Raw genomic sequence first — 17,418 nt, 5'->3', positions numbered from 1 at the left:
CCTTATCAGCTCAGGACACCGCGGTCGGCCTTGATGGTCATGCGGGCCGCGCCGGCCCAGTACACGTCGGCAGCGCGTTCGATCAGCGAGGCCTGCATGCCGATCATGTCGCCGCGGTTCATCGTAGATGGCGCGGTGCCGGTGATCATCACGTCGTAGGCCAGGCGGCAGACCCGCTCGATGGACACCGCCCGATACACCGCCGCGGCCAGATCGTGCCCGGTGGCGATGACACCGTGGTTGGCCAGGATCACCAGGTTGGCCGAGCCGATCTGGCCGGCGAGTTCCGCTGCGCGCCAAGGTGCGTCGATCTCACCGTCGTACTTCTCGACCAGATACATGTCGTCGAGGAACAGCGCGCCGGTCTGGTGGACGAGGCCCGGCAGCACTCCCAGCGCCGCGATCACGCTGACGTAGTAGGGGTGATTGTGGATCACCACCCGCGCATCTGGGCGCTGCCGGTGAATCTCGGTGTGCAGGTGGATCGCCGGTGTGACGTCCCAGCGGCCGCGAACCACGTGTGCGTCCTCGTCCACCACACAGATGTCGGATGCGGTGAGTTCCTGCCACCACAGTCCCCACGGGTTGACGAACATGTCGGTCTGCCCCTCGGGCTGCCAGGTGATGTGCCCGGCCATGTTCTCGGCGAAGCCGATGTCGGCGAGGTGACGGAACGCCACCGCCATCATCTGCTCGTCGCTCAGGTCGACCCCGATCTGCGGTGTCTTCGACGGCGCCCACACGCCCAGGCCGCCCTTGCGCACTTCTGGTGTGCTCATGATCTCTCCAGTATTGATCGGATATTCTCGCGGAGTTGGCCTTTGGCGATCTTGCCGCCGGAGGAGCGCGGAAGTTCCTCGAGCACCTCGAGGCGTTCGGGCAGTAGTTCCTTGGAGACGCCCTGGGCCAGCAGATGGTCGACGAGGGCAGCCAGCTCGAGTGTGTCGCCGGGATTGATGAGTTCGGCGAAGACGCAGACGCGCTCACCGAAGAGGGGATCGGGCATGGCCACCGCGGCGGCCACCGCAACTGTGGGGTGGGTGTTCACGACCTCTTCGACGGCGACCGCACTGATGTTCTTGCCGCCGCGCAGGATGAAGTCGGACGTTCGCCCGGCCAGCACCAGGTATCCGTCACCGTCCACCTCGCAGATGTCGCCCATCCGCATCCAGCCGTCGTTGGTGTACAGCTTGTCGTGGTCGGTGCCACCCAGGTAGCCCAGGCTGAGCGCGGGGCCGCGGCAAACCGGCTGTCCGCGACCAGAATCCGTGACGTCGTCATCGCCGTCGAACAGGCGCACCTGCATCTCGGGCACGATCTGCCCGGCGGTCCGCAGCCGGTGGTGCAGCGAATCGTTGACAGTCGTCGCGCTGAGCATGCCGGTTTCGTTGGATCCGTAGAACTGCAGGATGGTGACCCCGGTCAGTTCTTCGAACTGGGCGGCCTGCGCATACGGCAGCGGCTCGCCGCCGGTGAACACGATGCGCAGGCTGGACAGGTCGTGTTCCCGGGAGGCGGTGTTGGCCAGGATCATCATCAATTGTGTACTCACACAGCACAACACCGTTGCACGGTGGCGCTCGATGGCGGCGCACGTCGCGGCCGGGTCGAACCGTTCGATGCGCACGGTCGTCGCGCCGAGATAGATCGGGGTGGTGTGTGAAGTCCAGATTCCGAAGCCGAACGGGGTGGGAATGACCGGCAGGAAAATGTCGTCGGCGCTCAGTTCGCCGTTGGCGACAGCCTTCTGGTGAAAGTAATGCCAGCGGTTCTGGTTGTGGACGACACACTTGGGCAGGCCGGTGGTGCCCGAGGTCGAGTTGATGAGGAAGGCGTCATCGGGCCCTACGGCCGTCAGCCCGGCGGAGAGGTCCGGTCCGGTTGTGGTGGTGTCAATACTGAGTCCGCCGGGGCCGAGCACCACCGTGCGCACCGACACCTCGGCGGCAGCCTCGGCTGCCTGCGCGCCCCGCGCGGGGTCGCTGACCAATAGCGACGGCTGCGCGGTCCGCATGATCTGCGCGGCCTCCCGCACGCCGGCGCGCGCCCCGAGTCCCACGCTCACCGCCCCACACCGCTCGATAGCGACCAGCAGGACGTGGATGGCGATGCTGTCGCCATGCCAGATCGCCACCCGGTCCCCGGGCGCCACGCCCAGCCCGTGTAGCTGCACCGCGAGGTTGGTGGCGGCGTTGTCGAACTCCGACCAGGTCAGCTCCCGGTCCGGCGCGTCGACTCCGAAGTCGACATAGGCCGCCTTGTCCGGTGTGGACACCGCATTGCGGCGAGCACAGTCGGACAGCGTGGTGTCCGACCACCAGCCGGCGGCCCGGTAGTGCGCCGCTTCGGCGCTGGTCGTGGCGGTGACGTCGACAGCCATCACCAAATCATATGAAAATGACGAGCCGCGTCAATGATCCCAGTGACGAACCATGCCGGGGTCCACCGTTCCCGCTGATCCGGGGTAGTGCTGGGCGTTCACCAGGTGGGCCGCGGCAAGGTCATGGGCCCGCCGTGAATCGCCGGCCTCGATGGCATCGATCACCTGACGGTGTTCCTCCAGGACCGCCAGCCGCTCGTCGACGGGCACGATGCTGTCGTCACTCACCTGGGTTGACCAGCTTTGTTCGTGCGCCGACCACAGCGTCTCGAGTGCGCCGGCCAGCATGATCATGGTCTGGTTGCCGCAGTAGGACACCAGGGCTTCGTGGTAGCGCCGGCTCGCCGAGATCGCGCTCTGAAAATCGTCGGCGGCATCGACGGCCTCGGCATGCAGCTGGCGCAGCGCCGGTACCACCGTGCGTTCCCGGTCGGCGCGCTGTGCGCACAGGGCCGCGCACGCCGGTTCCATCTGCCGGAGTGCGCCGCCAACGTCGGACAGGCTCACTTCCTGGGAGCCGAGCACCAGACCGATCGTGTAGGCCACGTTCGCGGCATTGGGCCGACGGACCACGGCGCCGCCGAGCTTGCCGCGCCGCACCCGCAGCAGGCCTTCGGCTTCCAGGATCCGCATGGCCTCGCGCAGTGACGGCTTGCTGACCGGGAACTCGCGCAGCAGTTCGTCCTCTTTGGGAAGGATGCTGCCGTCGGCGAGCTCGCCCAGCAGGATGCGCCGTCGCAGTTGGTCGGCAACCTGCTCGGCGAGACGGCGGAATTGCACGGTTGGCTCTGACACGGACCGGATCTCTATCGCTGGTGAGTGATCTGCATCGTACAAGTGCGGTCTCCACGGCAGCGGCGACTGTCGCCATGTTTACCCATCGGATCTCCACACAATCGCCAAGCAACGACCCTCGCCGCTGCGAAACATGAGGGGAGGCGCAGCCACCAACTCGCGGCCGTGGAAACAGTGTCGCGCGCCGTGATATCGACCAGAACAGGGCCACCTCATGAACGACGGCATCCAAGAATGCGACTCGACTAAAGACTCTGCGACAGAACAGAACTCCTGCCCGAGCTCCGAACGGGACATTCTGCCGCTGACCGCCGATTGGATCCCCATGTCAGCGCTGCGTTGTTATCGTTGTCGACAGAGATGCGCCAGACGCTCTACTGGGTGGTCGTCGAGGGGATGAGCTACCGCGAAACCGCCGACATCATGGGTGTGCCGGAAGGGACTGTGATGTCGCGGATGCATCTCAGCCGGGCCGGCATGCGCCGTTCGCTGGGTGACGCCGCATGAGCACCCCGATGGATTATCCGGTCCGCGAAGGGCATCCACCGCAGGCCTTGGCGCGCGGCTGGCAGCAGCTGCAGGTCCGTGTGGGCTGCCGGGGACATCTCCCGGCCCGGCACGAACGCCGAATTCCGTGCCGTCGACGAACGGATCCTGTCACGCAAGCCGCGGTCGTTGTCGTTCGCCGACGCGGCCGCATTGCCGGCGGGGTCGGGTCGGTGATGATTCAGCTCGCCAAGGCGCTGACCGGGGTTCGTGTGATCGCGACGGCGAGCCGTCCCGGGTCACGCGACTGGGCGGCCAGCATGGGCGCGGACGTGGTGATCAATCACCACAATCTGCGCGCCGAGGCCGTTGCCGTCGCACCCGACGGTGTTGACTGGCTGTCCTCCCCACACCCGGCTGGCAATGTCGTGAACTGCGCGGAGATACTCAACCCGTTCGGCCACGTCGCCGTGGTCGACGACCCGGAGAACCTGAATCTGATGCCGTTGAAAGACAAGAGCATCGCCTGGCACTGGGAGCTCATGTTCACCAAACCGCTGTACGGGCTTGCGGGCCAACAGGATCTGATCGCGAGGGCCGCCCGGCTGGTTGACGACGGCCTCATCCGCAGCACCGTCAGCCAAACGATCCAGGACTTCAGTGCAAGTGGTCTACGGGAGGCCCATCGAGCGGTCGAATCGGGCCATATGGTGGGCAAGATAGTCGTCCACCGATGACGTCCGCGGTGACGACCCTGCTTAGTGCACGTCGGCCGTCGTCGCGGGTAGCGGACTTACTTGTGCGCGGGGCGCTTCAGCAGGAACTGAAGCCAGCGAACGTCGATCAACATGTGTTTCAAGGTAGGACTCAAAAATAAGGTGGTGCGGTCCTAGCGGTAATACGTCGCTAAGAATATTTGCCAGAACGCCATTATTTTCTGGGCGTATGGCAGCCCGGAGGCCAGGTCCGTGGGTGGCCGTTTCCCTGCGATAAGGCTGCTCGGCCGTTACTTCCCTGGCACCTGGTTGTGCTCATTCGTTGACGCGTTCTTCGACGCTCGACCAGTAGCTGAGCTCTCGGTCGGATTGGACATACGGTAGCGATGACGCCCTGCTGGGCGCCAACCAACTTGCCGTCGGCATGCCGTTCTGTAAGGTCGGCGCCGTCACCGCAGAGACGTGCGGTGAGATCAAGCGCATCGAGGGTGATGTCGTCGAGGCCAGCGTCTACAGCATGGAAGGCGACAGCGGCAGCCCGGGCTTCGTCAAGAGTCCCGACGGCACGGTGAGCGCGGTCGGCATCCTGATGTCCGCACCAGACGGTGACGACTACACGACGTACTTCACCTTGATCCAGCCCTTGCTGGGGCAGTGGGGATTTCGGATTCTGCCCCGACGCACTGTCAGGCCGGCTGGCCGTAGACCGCCACCAGGACCGAGCGGTCCAGGCTGTTGACCGACCACACGCCGATCGCGGTGTTGGCGCAGTCCGACATGATCGCGAAATCAGCTGGGTCGTAGTACCACTGGTTGATGACGTCGAGATTGTTGATGGCCAGGGCGGGGTTGATGGCCACCGTCTGGGCGACCTTCCCCGTGAAACCAGCTGCGGCGGCGCGGCTCTGGGGCGTGGAGCCGTCGGATCCGAGATCCCCGTCCAGGGCCCGGTCATTGAGGACGTCGTTGGCGTGCCACTCGGCGGCTTGGGTCAGGGCCGGGTTTTTCTTGATGTTCGTCGCGCAGCCCGCCTGGTGCTGAACGGTGTAGACGTTGGCGACGACTCCGTTGTTGAGGCGGGTGTTGTCGGCATGCGCGGCAGGCGCACCGGCGACAGCGAGCAGAGTCGCCGCGCCAGCGCCAGCAGCGGCATGAATAGCTTTGGTTACCAACGTCTTTCCTTACTAGGTGGCCGGGACGTAGCCGGCTGCGGAGTGGCGGAGTCGCCAGATCGCGCCTGGGCACAGTTCTTGCGCGGACTGGCTGATCAGATACGACGCCTGGAACTCGTCGCTGGTGGAGAAGTCGGCCTTGATGTTGTTGACCAGCTGGCCGTAGCTGACCCCGGAGTCGATCTGATCGCAGACGCCGTTGCCGTAGGCCAGTGCGGCGTCGGCGTTGGGGAAGTCGTAGCCCGGCCGGACGGTGACGTTGATCAGTTAACCGATGTTGTCGGCCTGGGCCGGCTGCGCGGTGGCCACCACACCCGCGCCGCCCAGGGCGACCAAGGCGGCGGCGATCAGCAGACGGGGTGCAGAGGTAGGCATCGCCATACTGTGTCCCATCGTTGATCGGCGCAGGTCGCGAGACTGTGGGGGATCCGCGCAATATACATCGACGCATTCCGGCGTGATCTAGTATTCCGGCCATGATTCGGCCGATCCGTGCGGTGTCGATGGCGTTCCTGTTGGCCCTCAGCGGCGTCGCTGCGAGTGCCGTCGCACACGCCGGGCCCCTCCCGCCGTGCACCTACACGCTCTCGCCGCCCGCGGTTGGCCCCGGCGGCGTCACCGCCACCGCGGAGCTGGCGGGATGCGGGCCGGCCGGCGGTCCGTATTTGGCAGTGGCATGCCTGCTGGGGGCCGATGGCGTCACGCACTGTGCCCAGGCGCACGGTTCGGATCCGGCGGTGATCTCGGTGCCGTTCCGGCCCGGCACGACGTACATCGCGACCGGCCGGGGCTGTCCGGTCTGGCTCGGGCAGAACGTTGCGCCGGACTGCCAGATCCTCGGCCCGCTCACCGCAGCTCTCTAGTAACGACATGTCGGTCGACAAAGCCGCGGTCATCGCGGGCAGTATCCGGCTGGCCTCAGGCGTCCACTTCCTGGTGGATCCGATGGGCGCCAACAAGCTGTGGGGCGAGCCGAACGATCCCGGCCCGTCGGCGCGGCTGTTGCTGCGGTCGATGGGCTACCGCGACGCGCTGATCGGTGGGTTGTTGCTGTCGGCGGGGCTGCGCGGCCGCAACACCCGGGGCTGGTTCCTGGCCTCCGGCGGCGCAGATGCCGCCGATCTGCTCGGGGGGTCGAGCGTGCACAGCGAGCTGACCCGCGGGCAGCAGATCATCGGGCTCGGCGGTGGGGTCGTGGGCATCGGCGTCGGCCTGTGGGGTGCCACCCGGCGTCGCACGCCCGCCGAAGGGGTATCGGCCTAATCCGGCGGACGCTGGCCTTCGGCGCTGCCGTTGTTGTGGTCGGCTGCGCTGCGCTAGCTCCGCCACCGGGTCGGGCGATGCCGGTCGCATCGAGGATCTGATCCAATCTTTCTGTCCCGACGGCGAACTCGAGGTCCGCGGCGCGGCCACGGCGGCGGGTCGGGCCGCGATTGCGGAGTTCTTGGGCCGTGTCGCTGCGCCACTTGCTCAGAGCGGGGTCAGTTCTGGGATCGAGCGGGTCGTCCGGCACACCCTGACCAACGTCCGCTTCACGGAACTGACTGCCGAGCGCGCGCAGGTGTCGTAGCTCAGGCTGGAAGGCCAGCGGCCATCGCGTTGCCGAACGCGATCAGCGCGACCCGGCCGAGGCCAAGGATCGCCTCGTCGAAGTCATTGTTGTCCCGGTAGGACAGCTCGAGCATGCGGTCGGCCATCTCGACGCCCACCAACATGGCTCGCGGGTCGGTGTCGACGGGAATCAGCCCGCCGGTCAGCAGGATGTCGTGCAACCGGCCGGCCAGGGCCTGCATCCGGGCGTGGACATGTTTGGTGACGGTGGGTGAGGTGCGCCCGCCCATCCACAGACCGGCCGCGCCGGGATGCTTGCGGTAGTAGTCGACGTGCAGGTCGAGCTCATTGTTGAGCAGCTCGGCGATCGAGCTGATCGGCCAGGTCTGCTCGGCGGCGATGCAGCGCGCGTCGATCTCGGCGCAGTGCTGCTCCATGAGCTCGTCCAGGATGGCATCGCGATCGGCGAAGAACCGGTAGAGCGAGGGATAGGAGACCCCGGCGCGGTCGGCGATCGCGCGGGTGGTGACCGCATCGACGCCGTCCTCGTCGGCGATGGCTGCGGCGGCGTCGAGGATGCGGGCCACGGTCTGCCGGCTGCGCGCCTGAACGGGGGCCCGCCGGGGGACTGATGCCGTGGTCATCGCCTACCTCCTGGAGACCCTTGACAGCTGCTCGCAAAACTATAACACTATTCGCGTTACAGTTCGTACGCCCGAACCGGAGAATGCCCGATGACCGTGAACTCGCTCAACCAGGCCCGCCCGACACAGCCGCTCCGTGGCCATGTCGACGTGCTGATCGTCGGCGCCGGAATCTCCGGCCTCGGGATGGGTCACTATCTGGCGGCCGGCCAGCCCGGCAAGACCTTCGCGATCGTCGACAGCCGCGAGGCCATCGGCGGCACGTGGGATCTGTTCCGCTACCCCGGCATTCGGTCGGATTCCGACCTGCATACCTTCGGGTACGAGTTCAAGCCGTGGACCAGTGACAACGCGATCGCCGATGCCCAAGAGATCCTTGACTACCTGCATGAGGTCGTCGACGAGGACGACTTGGCCAGGCGGATCTATCTGCAGCACAAAGTGATACGAGCTGATTTCAGCTCAGAAACCGCGCAGTGGACGGTCACGCTGGACCGCGCCGGTGAGCAGTTCGAGGTGACCTGCGACTGGTTGTTCGGGGCGACCGGCTATTACGACTACGCCGGTGGTCACCGTCCCGACTTCGAGGGCGAAGAGGACTTCTCCGGGGTGATCGTGCACCCGCAGTCCTGGCCCGAGGACCTCGACTACCAGGGCAAGAAGGTCGTGGTCATCGGTAGCGGCGCCACCGCGGTGACGTTGATTCCCGCGATGGCCGATGATGTCGAACACATCACCATGCTGCAGCGCTCGCCGTCTTATGTGATGCCACAGCCGCGCAAGGACCCGATTGCGAACGGGTTGCGAAAGCTGCTGCCGGCCAAGGCCGCCTATGCGGTGACACGGCGCTTCAACATCGGCAAGGGTCGGTTCATCTACAACCTGTGCCAGCGCCATCCCAAGCTTGCGCGGCGCATCATCCACACCGTCAACGTCAAGGCGCTGCCCGAGGGCTTCGACGTCGACACCCACTTCAAGCCGACCTACAACCCGTGGGACCAGCGACTGTGTGCGGTTCCTGACGCAGATCTGTTCCGTTCCATCAAGCGCGGCAAGGCCTCGGTGGTCACCGACCGTATCGCCCGCTTCACGAAGGACGGAATCCTCCTAGAGTCCGGCAAGACGCTCGAAGCCGATATCATCGTCACTGCAACGGGTTTGAAACTCCTTCCGCTCGGCGGCATCCAGGTTACCGTCGACGGCGAGGTCAAGGATCCGAGTAAATCGCTTGTCTACAAGAGCTTCATGATCTCCGACATCCCCAACCTGGCGTTCGCCTTCGGCTACACCAACTCGTCGTGGACTCTGAAGGTCGGGCTGGTATGCGAACACCTGTGCCGCCTGCTGGGGTACATGGATCGGCACGGTTACAGCACAGTCGTTCCCGTCGTCGACAACCCGATGATCGAGACGCGTCCGATGCTGGACTTCGCGGCCGGTTACGTCCAGCGCGCCGTCGACCTGTTCCCGCAACAGGGCGCGACCGGACCGTGGACGGTCGAGATGGACTACTGGGCCGACCATGCTCGGCTGCGCAAGGGCCGAGTGGACGATCCCGCGCTGCGGTTCGGCACGACCGTTGCGGTAGAGGCGGTTTCGGGGCAGTCCAGGGCATGAGTCGGGTATCCTTTGTCGACGTAGACGGTCGCCGCACCCGGGTCCGCGTCGACGGCGATTCGGGCAACCCGCCACTGCTGCTCGTGCACGGGATCGGCCGCAGCATGGAGGACTGGGCGCCACAGTACGAACGGCTGGGGCAGTCTTACCGGACCATCTGCCTGGACGTGCCCGGCTTCGGTTACTCCGAACGCACCAGGCAGGCAATCACATTGCCGGCGCTGGCGGGTGGCGTCGCGGACACTCTCGACACGCTCGGGGAGACCAGACCAGTCCACGTGGTGGGCAACTCGCTCGGCGGGGCGATCGCCCAGCAACTGCTGGCCGACCAACCGGAGCGGATCGCCAGCCTGGCGCTGATCAACAGCGCCGGTTTCGGCAGTGATGTCACGCTGCTGCTGCGGATGCTCACGATGCCGGTGCTCGGCGCTCTGAGCACCCGACGGCCCACCCGGATGAGCGCGGTGCTGTTCGAACGTTCGATCCACGCCAACAAGGCAGTGGCTACCAAGGAACGCATCGACCATGCTCTCGCCGTCGGTTCGCAGCCCGGAACCGGTGCCGCCCTGCGGGAGACGGCCCTGGATCTCGGCACACCGCGCGGGGTGAAACCGCAGTGGCGGCGTGACCTCGCCGCCGCTGTCGCACGATCACCCCGGCCGACGTTCATCATGTGGGGATCCGAGGACCGAATCCTGCCCGCTCACCACATCGACGAGGCAATGCGGGTGTATCCGCATGCTGAGGTGCATCTACTGAACGGGGTCGGCCACATGCCGCAGATTGAATGCCCACGGCGGTTCGCTGATCTGCTGCTGCCGTTCCTGGCTCGCGCCAGCGCGTGACCAGAGGTCACGGATCAATCCGGTCGATCCGCCAGTCGATGTCCCGCAAGGTATCTCACGCCCGTCGTCAACGCCGATCTCGGCCCTGATCACCTCTTCCAGCTTGCTGCTGGCGGCAAGCACCAGCTCGGCGTTGTCGCCCCGGGTGGTGACCAGGTTCGTCATCTCGGCAGGTCGGTCGGCACGTTCCGCTGCGCCGGCGCGAAGTAGCGGGGCGAATTTGTAGGTGAACAGCACAGACTCGCGCACCGAGTGCAGGCCCGCCTTGCCGGGATCGGAAAGCGCACTGCCGAAGTCCTTGCCGAGTAGCGGGGTGATATCGGGCGGGCTCGCCTACCGCTATTCACCGGTCGCGGTGACGGGCCTCGGAGTCGGGGTAGCGGTCGCCCGCACCGCGCTGGAAGCGTTTCCGGGCAACGGTTCAGTGCTGGATCGGGTATCGGCGCGATTCTGGCGGCCATCGCTGCGCCGCTGCTGGTGGCGGGTCGATTGTGCTGCGAGCGCGGGAATCAGTCGATAGGGACGTCGAGGATCGGCCGCTGGACACCGGCGCCGGGTCCGTCGAAGTGCCACCATTCCCCGGAATAGACTGTCAACCCGCCGTCGGCCATCGCGGTGCGCAGCCTGGCGCGGTTGGCTTGGGCGGCCGCGGTGACTCCGTCGGTGGCGTACGCCTGGGCGCTGCCCGAGAAGTCATCGAAATCGGTTCCCATATCGACCAATTGACCACGCTCGGCGACGGTCACATCGACCGAACGCCCTGCTTCGTGGCTGCGCGCGTAGGGCCCGGGCTTGGCCACCCACGCCGGATTGGGCACCGCCTGAAACATTCGTACCTGGACATCGTGCGGGCGATAGCAATCCCAGAACACCAGCGCGTCGCCCTGAGCCCGCAGTTCGTCGGCAGCCTTCGCCAGTCCCGGTGCCATCGACTCGTGTACCAGGCAGCGGGCATCGGCGGGATACAGCGGCACTCCGACGAAATTGTGTGGTGTCGCGTAGCGCAGGTCGATGACCGCGTCGGGAACCACGGTGCGCACATCGACGAAGCCGGCTGCGGCGGCGCGCGGGCTGACCGGCGGAACATCGCCGGGCGCGGCCGCGGCAGGCGCCGCCACCGCTACCGCGGCGCAGAGTGTCGCCGCGGCAAGCAGAACTCTCAGATCACTGCGGCTCGGACTCATGCTGGCTAACGATGCGCTGGTCGGCGGTCAGCAGCAAGTTGTCATAGGCCGACCGCGATGGCGATGTCTGGACCTGAGACAGGCCCAGGAAGTCGGCGACTACCCGCTCAGCCAGCAGCCGGAGCTTGATGTTGGTCTCCTGGGAACGCCACCGCAACAGGTCGAAGGCCGCCGACGAATCGATGCCGTAGACCACCATCAACATGCCTTTGGCCTGTTCGATCGTCGCCCGGTTCTCGGTGATCTCGGCGATCGCCGCGCTGAGCTGTTTCTGCTGATCGTGTTCGGCGGGGCTGACATCGACGTAGAAGCCGTGAGTGCCGATCACTACGCCGGACTCATCCTGCAAATTGTCCGCCACCACGATCACGTGATGAATTCGGCCGGCAGTGTCAATGATGCGATGCCTCGTACTGAACGACTGACGGTGACGGCGCGCATCGTGCAGCGTGGTCGCGACCTGCTGGTAGTCGTCAGAATGTTTGTGCGACAGCACCAACTCGGTGGTGGGTGAAACCGTGCCGGGTTCATAGCCGTGCATGGCCTGGACCTCAGGCGACCATTCCCAGCGTTCGTCGTCGAAGAAGAACCGAAACCACCCCACCTGTTCTGGACGGACGGTCACCTGCTCACCGTCACTTCCCACCGAATCCTCTTCCGGACTCATCGACACCCCTCGCCCCGACAACTCGTCACATGCAGTTAAACGAAATGCCGCGTGGTTGGGAGGGCGAAGAGTGCCATGAAGGCAGAACCCATCGCCATCACAGGTTCTGCGGGCAAAAGTGTTCTTACCGCGTCAGCCGCCGCGCGATCAAGCCACCTCGCCGGGATGGACGAGTGCTGCCAATGTGCTGAAACTGCGGTGACGCGAGTGACAGGTGTAACAAACTGAGTTCGGCATCGAAAAGACCTGTACAGGGTGTCCGCGGGCCAGCAGGGCCAAGGGACGCCGTCCTGCAGGACCTGCGGAGGACACGACGGTGAAGACCACGATGAGCCCACCCGTCCCTACCAGCACGTGGGCGCGACGCGCCTGCCTAGGACTCGGCGCATTGGGCGTCGCAACGGCAGTTCTGTCGGCACCCGCGGCGTGGGCCGATCCCGCCGATCCGGCGGTGCCGATCCCGGCGCCCACCGACACCACCTCGACGGCTGTCGCGCCGGCGCCGGTCCAGCACTTGTCCAGCCCGGACAACCTGCCCCCTGGCACCTCGGCGGACTCTCCGGCGCCGCAGAGCCGGCTGAACTACTGGCGCGACCTGCTGCACGCCATGCGCACCCAGGATGTGTCGGGCAGCGACGCGCTGCTGTTGCTGACCCAGCGACCGCTTGACGCGAATGCCGTACCACCCCCGGGTATGGCGGCGGGCCCGTCGGGACCGATTGGCACGTCCGCGGTTGCCCCCGGGGTCGATGCGAGCGCGCCGGCGCCGGGTTAAGTCGGGCCGACCGCTTCGATAGCGGCATCGAGGTCGGGGTGGTAGCGACCGCTGGCGTCGAATTCCTGCCACCATTGACCTCCGACGATCAAGGCGTAGGTGACCTCCGACGATCAAGGCGTAGGCCATCGCCAGCGGGATGACGACCGCGCGGGTGCTCAGTCCGGCTCGGACATCTGCCCGCAGCCAGCCAGGTGGCTGGCACGGTTGTGGGCTATGAGCCCTTGCCGAGGGTGAATTGGTCGTCGTCGAGGCCTATCACGACTTCGTTGCGGCGCCGGCACGGCAGCGTCCACGGCGGGTCATAGAACCAGGCGAGCGGATCGCCCTTGGTCTCGATGTCGTTGCGATACAAGGTTTTCACGAGTTGATCGGTGTGTGTCGCGACCGAGTCGGGCCCGATGTTGCCGGTGAATCGCAACACCGCAACGGTTTCTGAGGGAACCGTCACAAGACGGACGCGGTCGTCGTTCGGGGTGGGCAGGGTTTCCAGCGTGTACTTCGACGGCATGAAGAACCGGATGACCCATTCACCTGAGGATGTCCGTCGGGTTGCGACCGGCGCGGTCATCGCGATCTTCTCGCTCGGCTGTTGGGCCACCGGCGCGGTCATCGCGATCGTGTCCTTTCTGGAGTTCGCGCCGAATATGTAGCCAGCGAGCACTCTGAACCCTTGATTGCGCGCCGACTCCTCGTCGGCGCCGATAGTCGTCTCGGCGGCGACGCGCGGCCCATAGCGGCGAATCTGAACCCCGTCGACCTCACGCTCCACCGTGAACGCGGGCTCCTCGGTACCAGCCCGGATGCCCACGATGGCGCCCAGGCCCTCCGCGATCTGCACCACCGCAGTGGTGATCGTCTTCAGCATGTCTGGCCTTCCTCTCAACGCATCACATACCCAATTATCAGGTGACAGTCGGTGACGAGTTTCTGACGCACTTTCGGGACCCCGTCCTCCTGCCCCCGCTGCCCGTATATCGTCCGGGAATGAGTCGCGTTTCGATAATCACCGGTGGAGCTGGTGGCATGGGGCGGGCCACCGCGAAGATCGTCGGCCAAGACCGCACGGTGGTGCTCTGCGACGTCAGGCAGGACCGTTTGGATGCGGCGACCGCTGCGCTGAGCGATCTGGGGATCGCCGCCACCGCGGTCAACTGCGATGTCACCGACCGTGATGCCGTCACCCGGCTGTTTGAGACGGCTGCCGGCCTCGGGCCGATCGCCTCGGTGATACACACCGCTGGAGTCAGCCCGAGTATGGGTGATGCCGAGTACGTCAACACCACCAATGCGCTCGGCACCCTCAATGTCAACGAGGTGTTCTTCGCTTCGGCCGCAGACGGCGCCGTGATCGTCAACGTGGCATCGATGGCGTCGCACATGCTGCCCGAAGAGCTGATCCCGACAGCGTCTTTCGATCTCGCTTTCACCGACGAGAAGCAATTCCTCGCCGACTTGCTGACAGCATGCGATATCGCGGGGGAGGAGATGCGCTCCGGGCTGGCCTACAGCATCAGCAAAACCTTCGTCCGGTGGTACAGCTCGTCACAGGCTGAACGCTTCAATGGCAAAGGCCTGCGCATCGTCTCGGTCTCACCAGGATCGGTCGACACCGCGATGGGTCTGTTGGAAGCCGACGCCGGCGCCGGTGCGATGGTCGCCAACGCGGCGGTACCGCGCTGGGGTAAGGCCGAGGAAATGGCCGAGCTGTTCGCCTTCTGCGCCAGTGACCGCGCCGGCTATCTCACCGGAACCGACATCCTCAACGACGGCGGCGTGATCGCCTCGATGCGCGAACGTGCCCGCCAAGCCGAAAATGCCTAGGGGCGAGTCAGTGTCGCGTACCGGGTGCGGTGCTGGTCGGTGGAACCGAACTCGTACTGCAGCGCGGTGAGCCGCTTGAAGTAGTGGCCGATGGCCAGTTCCTCGGTCATGCCCATGCCGCCGTGCAATTGGACCGCGTTCTGGCCCAGGAACCGGGCGGCTCGTCCGATGGTCGCCTTGGCCGCCGAGACCGCTCGGGCCCGGGCGTGCGGCTCGGCGCCGAGGTTGAGCACCGCGAGATAGACCGCGGCGACCGCCTGCTCGACCTCCATGTACATGTCGACCATACGATGCTGCAGCACCTGGAAGTTGCCGATCGGCTGACCGAATTGCTGGCGCTGTTTGCAGTATTCGACGGTGTCGGACAGCACCTTTCGCATCGCGCCCACCGCTTCGGCACACACCGCGGCTGCGCCCTCGTCGCGGGCCTGCGCCAGTGACGACGTCGCGTCCTCGACGAGCAGCGCCTCGGCGGGCAGGCGCAGCTGACTGATCGTGAGGTCGGCCGCGCGGCGATCGTCGATGGTGCGGTAGCTGTGCGCCTCGATGCCCGCCGGTGGTGCCGCCGGGTCGAACTCGGCGAGGAACAGCGAAACCCCCCGGTCCTCATCGGATGTCCGCGCGGTGATGAGCAGGTGGGTGGCCAACGGCGCGGCGGCGACGACGATCTTCTCACCGGTAATCAGCCACTGGGAGCCGTCGCGGACCGCTCGTGTCGAGACGCCGCTGTCAGCTTCGGTGCTCGCCAAGACGACGATGGCGCTGCCCTCGGCGATAGCCTCCAGCAGCGCGGCGGCGGCCGGGTGGTCGGCCCGCTGGAGCAGGCCGCCGGCCACCACGACGGTGTCGATGAACGGTTCGATCGCCAGTGCGCGGCCCAGCTCTTCGGCGATCACCATGATTTCGACAGGGCCACCGCCGATTCCGCCGACCGACTCCGGGAAGGCGGCACCGAGGATGCCGAGCTCGTCGGCCAGGCTGCGCCAGATATCGGGCTGCCATCCCGCACCGAGCTTGGCTGCCGTGCGGCTCTTCTCCAGGTCGTAGCGGGTGGCCAGAAACTTGCCGAGGCCGTCGCGCAGGAGCTTTTGTTCTTTGTTCAGGTTGAAGTCCATTACAGCCCCAATGTCGCCTTGGCCAGTATGTTGCGCTGAATCTCGTTGCTGCCGGCATAGATCGAGCCGGCCCGGTCGTTGAAGTAGCGCAGCGCAGCCACCGCTTGCCAGGGTTGCCCGCTGACATAGCCGTCCGCGGGTGCTTCGAAGTCCGAGACCGGGCCGCCGGGCCGAGTCGCATGCGGCTGATACGCGCGGGCGCGCGGACCGGCGGCCTCCATGGCGAGTTCAGTGATGGCCTGTGACAGTTCTGTAGACAGGATCTTGAGCATCGATGACGCGGCACCGGGATTGCGGCCCTCGGCAACCGTTGTCAGAAAACGATATTCGAGGATCTCGAGCACCTCGGCGCGGATGCGGGTGTCGGCGAGTTTTGCCGCGAACGCCGGATCGTCGATCAGCTTGCCGCCGGACGGGCCGGGTTGCTCGGTGGCCTCCGTGGCGATCGCGCCGGCCATCGCCTGTAGCGCGGGTGCTGTTGCGCCGCCGCCACGTTCGAATTCCAGCAGGTATTTGGCGACCGTCCAGCCGTCGTCGATCGCGCCGATCACATTCGACTTGGGCACCCGGACGGCGTCGAAGAAGATCTGGTTCTGCACCTCCTCACCGGAGGTCATCACCAGCGGTCGGATCTCGATCCCCGGTGTGGTCATGTCGATGAGCACGAACGTGATGCCCTGTTGTTTCTTGGCTGATCGTGAGGTGCGCACCAGGGCGAAGATCCAGTTGGCCTCGGTGGCGTGAGTCGTCCAGATCTTGCTGCCCGTACAGATCAGCTCGTCGCCGTCGTCGGTTGCTGCCATCGTCAGCGCGGCCAGATCCGAGCCCGCCTCCGGTTCGGAGTAGCCCTGACAGAAGAACACTTCACCGGTGAGGATGCGGGGCAGGAAGAACTCTTTCTGCGCCGGTGTGCCGTAGGCGATGATCGCGTGCGCCACCATCCGGATGCCCATCGGCGATAAGGACGGCGCCCCGGCCAGCGTGGATTCGCGGCTGAAGATGTAGTGCTGGGTCAGCGTCCAGTCGCAGCCGCCGTGTTCGACCGGCCAGGCGGGGGCGGCCCAGCCGCGTTCGTGCAGGATCGCCTGCCACGCCATGCTGGCCTCATGGTCGGCGTAGACGCTGGTCATCAGCCGGCCGGCCTGACGCAGATCCGGGGTGAGCTTGTCCTCGAGGAAGGACCGCACTTCGTCGCGGAACTCAAGATCCTTCGCCGACCACGACAGGTCCATCTGCTGCCCCTCATCTGCGCACGGCTGTTTTCAGAAGTGACCATAGCCCGTCGGTGTTCGCGAGCCTGCTCAGGGTGCCGGTCTGGGTGGCGCCGTTACCGGACGCGGGTCGATACCGGTCGGTGTAGAAGCTCGACATCGCGCCGCATCACGACGGCGACACCGGAATTGTTGAACCAGGAGAATGCGCCGGTGTTGATATCCCAGCCGCTGCGGTCGTCCTGGACGCGCAGGTACTCGACCTCGGCGGCCACCCGAACGATCCCCCGACTGCGTGTCTTCCGGCGTGGAGTCACGAGAGATCCTGTTCTACAGTCATCAGCCCCCGGACCTACCCGGCGTATCGAAGGCGGTGAGCCATCGGTTACGACCGCGACAGTGTTCTCGATTTTCTGCTCGGTGACGTGACCGCTCT

At 65.8% G+C, this 17,418-nt stretch carries 21 protein-coding genes and 1 pseudogene; 10 read left to right on the top strand and 12 right to left on the bottom strand.

What is annotated here, in order from left to right; all coding sequences use genetic code 11:
• Positions 1–5: 5 nt before the first annotated feature.
• The 3 genes from G6N13_RS00615 to G6N13_RS00605 are packed head-to-tail and all read right to left on the bottom strand — an operon-like array spanning position 6 to position 3,175.
• A complete protein-coding gene (locus G6N13_RS00615) occupies positions 6–779 on the bottom strand; it encodes a class II aldolase/adducin family protein (protein ID WP_163694389.1) in 774 nt (257 codons plus the stop codon).
• A complete protein-coding gene (locus tag G6N13_RS00610) occupies positions 776–2,380 on the bottom strand; it encodes a class I adenylate-forming enzyme family protein (protein WP_163694388.1) in 1,605 nt (534 codons plus the stop codon). Before G6N13_RS00610 ends, G6N13_RS00615 begins: the two co-directional genes overlap by 4 nt.
• A gap of 30 nt (positions 2,381–2,410) precedes the next feature.
• On the bottom strand, positions 2,411–3,175 hold the full coding sequence (locus tag G6N13_RS00605; RefSeq protein WP_163694387.1) for a FadR/GntR family transcriptional regulator: 765 nt from the start codon (positions 3,173–3,175) through the stop codon (positions 2,411–2,413).
• A 348-nt stretch (positions 3,176–3,523) separates the two neighbouring features.
• Here G6N13_RS00605 and G6N13_RS00600 point away from each other — a divergent pair, with 348 nt between their 5' ends.
• The 3 genes and pseudogenes from G6N13_RS00600 to G6N13_RS00590 all read left to right on the top strand — a co-directional run.
• Positions 3,524–3,682 carry a sigma factor-like helix-turn-helix DNA-binding protein gene (locus G6N13_RS00600; RefSeq protein ID WP_197746817.1) on the top strand — a complete coding sequence of 53 codons (159 nt, stop codon included), beginning with the start codon at positions 3,524–3,526 and terminating at the stop codon, positions 3,680–3,682.
• The gene (locus G6N13_RS00595) at positions 3,679–4,398 is read left to right on the top strand and encodes a zinc-binding dehydrogenase (RefSeq protein ID WP_235677891.1); all 720 of its coding nucleotides are present in this window, start codon (positions 3,679–3,681) and stop codon (positions 4,396–4,398) included. Before G6N13_RS00600 ends, G6N13_RS00595 begins: the two co-directional genes overlap by 4 nt.
• 388 nt (positions 4,399–4,786) lie before the next feature.
• Positions 4,787–5,053: pseudogene (locus G6N13_RS00590) on the top strand (trypsin); the annotation flags it as partial.
• A gap of 10 nt (positions 5,054–5,063) precedes the next feature.
• Here G6N13_RS00590 and G6N13_RS00585 read toward each other — a convergent pair.
• Complete coding sequence (locus G6N13_RS00585) at positions 5,064–5,549, bottom strand: CAP domain-containing protein (protein ID WP_163694386.1); 486 nt, start codon at positions 5,547–5,549, stop codon at positions 5,064–5,066.
• Between the two features lie 12 nt (positions 5,550–5,561).
• On the bottom strand, positions 5,562–5,762 hold the full coding sequence (locus G6N13_RS25780) for a DUF732 domain-containing protein (RefSeq protein WP_322789335.1): 201 nt from the start codon (positions 5,760–5,762) through the stop codon (positions 5,562–5,564).
• Between the two features lie 263 nt (positions 5,763–6,025).
• Here G6N13_RS25780 and G6N13_RS00575 point away from each other — a divergent pair, with 263 nt between their 5' ends.
• Entirely contained in the window at positions 6,026–6,412 is a 387-nt protein-coding gene (locus G6N13_RS00575; protein WP_163694385.1) for a hypothetical protein, read from the top strand.
• Positions 6,413–6,419: 7 nt separating this feature from the next.
• Positions 6,420–6,812, top strand: coding sequence for a DUF4267 domain-containing protein (locus G6N13_RS00570; protein WP_163694384.1), 393 nt, complete (start codon positions 6,420–6,422; stop codon positions 6,810–6,812).
• A gap of 308 nt (positions 6,813–7,120) precedes the next feature.
• Here the strand turns inward: G6N13_RS00570 and G6N13_RS00565 are convergent, their stop codons facing one another.
• A complete protein-coding gene (locus tag G6N13_RS00565) occupies positions 7,121–7,744 on the bottom strand; it encodes a TetR/AcrR family transcriptional regulator (RefSeq protein WP_163694383.1) in 624 nt (207 codons plus the stop codon).
• Between the two features lie 90 nt (positions 7,745–7,834).
• On the opposite strand from G6N13_RS00565, the gene G6N13_RS00560 reads away from it, so the two are divergent.
• The 3 genes from G6N13_RS00560 (at position 7,835) to G6N13_RS00550 (ending at position 10,726) form a co-directional block, all read left to right on the top strand.
• Positions 7,835–9,361 (top strand): flavin-containing monooxygenase, encoded by a 1,527-nt coding sequence (locus G6N13_RS00560; protein WP_163694382.1) that lies wholly within the window; start codon positions 7,835–7,837, stop codon positions 9,359–9,361.
• Positions 9,358–10,206 carry an alpha/beta fold hydrolase gene (locus G6N13_RS00555; protein WP_163694381.1) on the top strand — a complete coding sequence of 283 codons (849 nt, stop codon included), beginning with the start codon at positions 9,358–9,360 and terminating at the stop codon, positions 10,204–10,206. The genes G6N13_RS00560 and G6N13_RS00555 overlap by 4 nt, the downstream gene beginning before the upstream one ends.
• A gap of 226 nt (positions 10,207–10,432) precedes the next feature.
• Positions 10,433–10,726, top strand: a complete 294-nt coding sequence (locus tag G6N13_RS00550) for a hypothetical protein (protein ID WP_163694380.1) — start codon at positions 10,433–10,435, stop codon at positions 10,724–10,726.
• Here the strand turns inward: G6N13_RS00550 and G6N13_RS00545 are convergent.
• Together G6N13_RS00545 and G6N13_RS00540 are read right to left on the bottom strand one after the other, a co-directional pair.
• Positions 10,716–11,390, bottom strand: coding sequence for a M15 family metallopeptidase (locus G6N13_RS00545; RefSeq protein ID WP_235677890.1), 675 nt, complete (start codon positions 11,388–11,390; stop codon positions 10,716–10,718). The genes G6N13_RS00550 and G6N13_RS00545 overlap by 11 nt on opposite strands.
• Positions 11,371–12,057: a PAS and ANTAR domain-containing protein gene (locus tag G6N13_RS00540; RefSeq protein ID WP_163694379.1), complete on the bottom strand. Its 687-nt coding sequence runs from the start codon at positions 12,055–12,057 to the stop codon at positions 11,371–11,373. The genes G6N13_RS00545 and G6N13_RS00540 overlap by 20 nt, the downstream gene beginning before the upstream one ends.
• Before the next feature lie 328 nt (positions 12,058–12,385).
• Between G6N13_RS00540 and G6N13_RS00535 the strand changes: the two genes are divergently transcribed.
• The gene (locus G6N13_RS00535) at positions 12,386–12,832 is read left to right on the top strand and encodes a dopamine receptor D4 (RefSeq protein ID WP_235677889.1); all 447 of its coding nucleotides are present in this window, start codon (positions 12,386–12,388) and stop codon (positions 12,830–12,832) included.
• Positions 12,833–13,046: 214 nt separating this feature from the next.
• Here G6N13_RS00535 and G6N13_RS00530 read toward each other — a convergent pair whose 3' ends face one another.
• Positions 13,047–13,700, bottom strand: a complete 654-nt coding sequence (locus G6N13_RS00530; protein WP_163694378.1) for an SOUL family heme-binding protein — start codon at positions 13,698–13,700, stop codon at positions 13,047–13,049.
• A gap of 119 nt (positions 13,701–13,819) precedes the next feature.
• Here G6N13_RS00530 and G6N13_RS00525 point away from each other — a divergent pair, with 119 nt between their 5' ends.
• Entirely contained in the window at positions 13,820–14,656 is an 837-nt protein-coding gene (locus G6N13_RS00525; RefSeq protein ID WP_163694377.1) for an SDR family oxidoreductase, read from the top strand.
• Here G6N13_RS00525 and G6N13_RS00520 read toward each other — a convergent pair.
• The 3 genes from G6N13_RS00520 to G6N13_RS00510 form a co-directional block, all read right to left on the bottom strand.
• Positions 14,653–15,771 carry an acyl-CoA dehydrogenase family protein gene (locus G6N13_RS00520; protein ID WP_163694376.1) on the bottom strand — a complete coding sequence of 373 codons (1,119 nt, stop codon included), beginning with the start codon at positions 15,769–15,771 and terminating at the stop codon, positions 14,653–14,655. The genes G6N13_RS00525 and G6N13_RS00520 overlap by 4 nt on opposite strands.
• Positions 15,771–17,003 carry an acyl-CoA dehydrogenase family protein gene (locus tag G6N13_RS00515; protein WP_163694375.1) on the bottom strand — a complete coding sequence of 411 codons (1,233 nt, stop codon included), beginning with the start codon at positions 17,001–17,003 and terminating at the stop codon, positions 15,771–15,773. Before G6N13_RS00515 ends, G6N13_RS00520 begins: the two co-directional genes overlap by 1 nt.
• Positions 17,004–17,098: 95 nt before the next feature.
• The gene (locus G6N13_RS00510; protein ID WP_179965050.1) at positions 17,099–17,257 is read right to left on the bottom strand and encodes a hypothetical protein; all 159 of its coding nucleotides are present in this window, start codon (positions 17,255–17,257) and stop codon (positions 17,099–17,101) included.
• Positions 17,258–17,418 lie beyond the last annotated feature (161 nt).

Source organism: Mycolicibacterium sarraceniae (assembly GCF_010731875.1).
In the GTDB taxonomy this organism is placed as follows: domain Bacteria; phylum Actinomycetota; class Actinomycetes; order Mycobacteriales; family Mycobacteriaceae; genus Mycobacterium; species Mycobacterium sarraceniae.
Note: the sequence above shows the minus strand (reverse complement) of the source record. Positions and strands in the feature narration are given on the sequence as shown.

Coding starts and splice junctions, on each gene's coding strand:
- G6N13_RS00520 (WP_163694376.1), bottom strand. CDS start 15,771: ATGGACTTCAACCTGAACAAAGAACAAAAGCTCCTGCGCGACGGCCTC.
- G6N13_RS00565 (WP_163694383.1), bottom strand. CDS start 7,744: ATGACCACGGCATCAGTCCCCCGGCGGGCCCCCGTTCAGGCGCGCAGC.
- G6N13_RS00595 (WP_235677891.1), top strand. CDS start 3,679: ATGAGCACCCCGATGGATTATCCGGTCCGCGAAGGGCATCCACCGCAG.
- G6N13_RS00570 (WP_163694384.1), top strand. CDS start 6,420: ATGTCGGTCGACAAAGCCGCGGTCATCGCGGGCAGTATCCGGCTGGCC.
- G6N13_RS00525 (WP_163694377.1), top strand. CDS start 13,820: ATGAGTCGCGTTTCGATAATCACCGGTGGAGCTGGTGGCATGGGGCGG.
- G6N13_RS00530 (WP_163694378.1), bottom strand. CDS start 13,700: ATGCTGAAGACGATCACCACTGCGGTGGTGCAGATCGCGGAGGGCCTG.
- G6N13_RS00545 (WP_235677890.1), bottom strand. CDS start 11,390: ATGAGTCCGAGCCGCAGTGATCTGAGAGTTCTGCTTGCCGCGGCGACA.
- G6N13_RS00610 (WP_163694388.1), bottom strand. CDS start 2,380: ATGGCTGTCGACGTCACCGCCACGACCAGCGCCGAAGCGGCGCACTAC.
- G6N13_RS00575 (WP_163694385.1), top strand. CDS start 6,026: ATGATTCGGCCGATCCGTGCGGTGTCGATGGCGTTCCTGTTGGCCCTC.
- G6N13_RS00560 (WP_163694382.1), top strand. CDS start 7,835: ATGACCGTGAACTCGCTCAACCAGGCCCGCCCGACACAGCCGCTCCGT.
- G6N13_RS00515 (WP_163694375.1), bottom strand. CDS start 17,003: ATGGACCTGTCGTGGTCGGCGAAGGATCTTGAGTTCCGCGACGAAGTG.
- G6N13_RS00615 (WP_163694389.1), bottom strand. CDS start 779: ATGAGCACACCAGAAGTGCGCAAGGGCGGCCTGGGCGTGTGGGCGCCG.
- G6N13_RS00555 (WP_163694381.1), top strand. CDS start 9,358: ATGAGTCGGGTATCCTTTGTCGACGTAGACGGTCGCCGCACCCGGGTC.
- G6N13_RS00540 (WP_163694379.1), bottom strand. CDS start 12,057: ATGAGTCCGGAAGAGGATTCGGTGGGAAGTGACGGTGAGCAGGTGACC.
- G6N13_RS00535 (WP_235677889.1), top strand. CDS start 12,386: ATGAGCCCACCCGTCCCTACCAGCACGTGGGCGCGACGCGCCTGCCTA.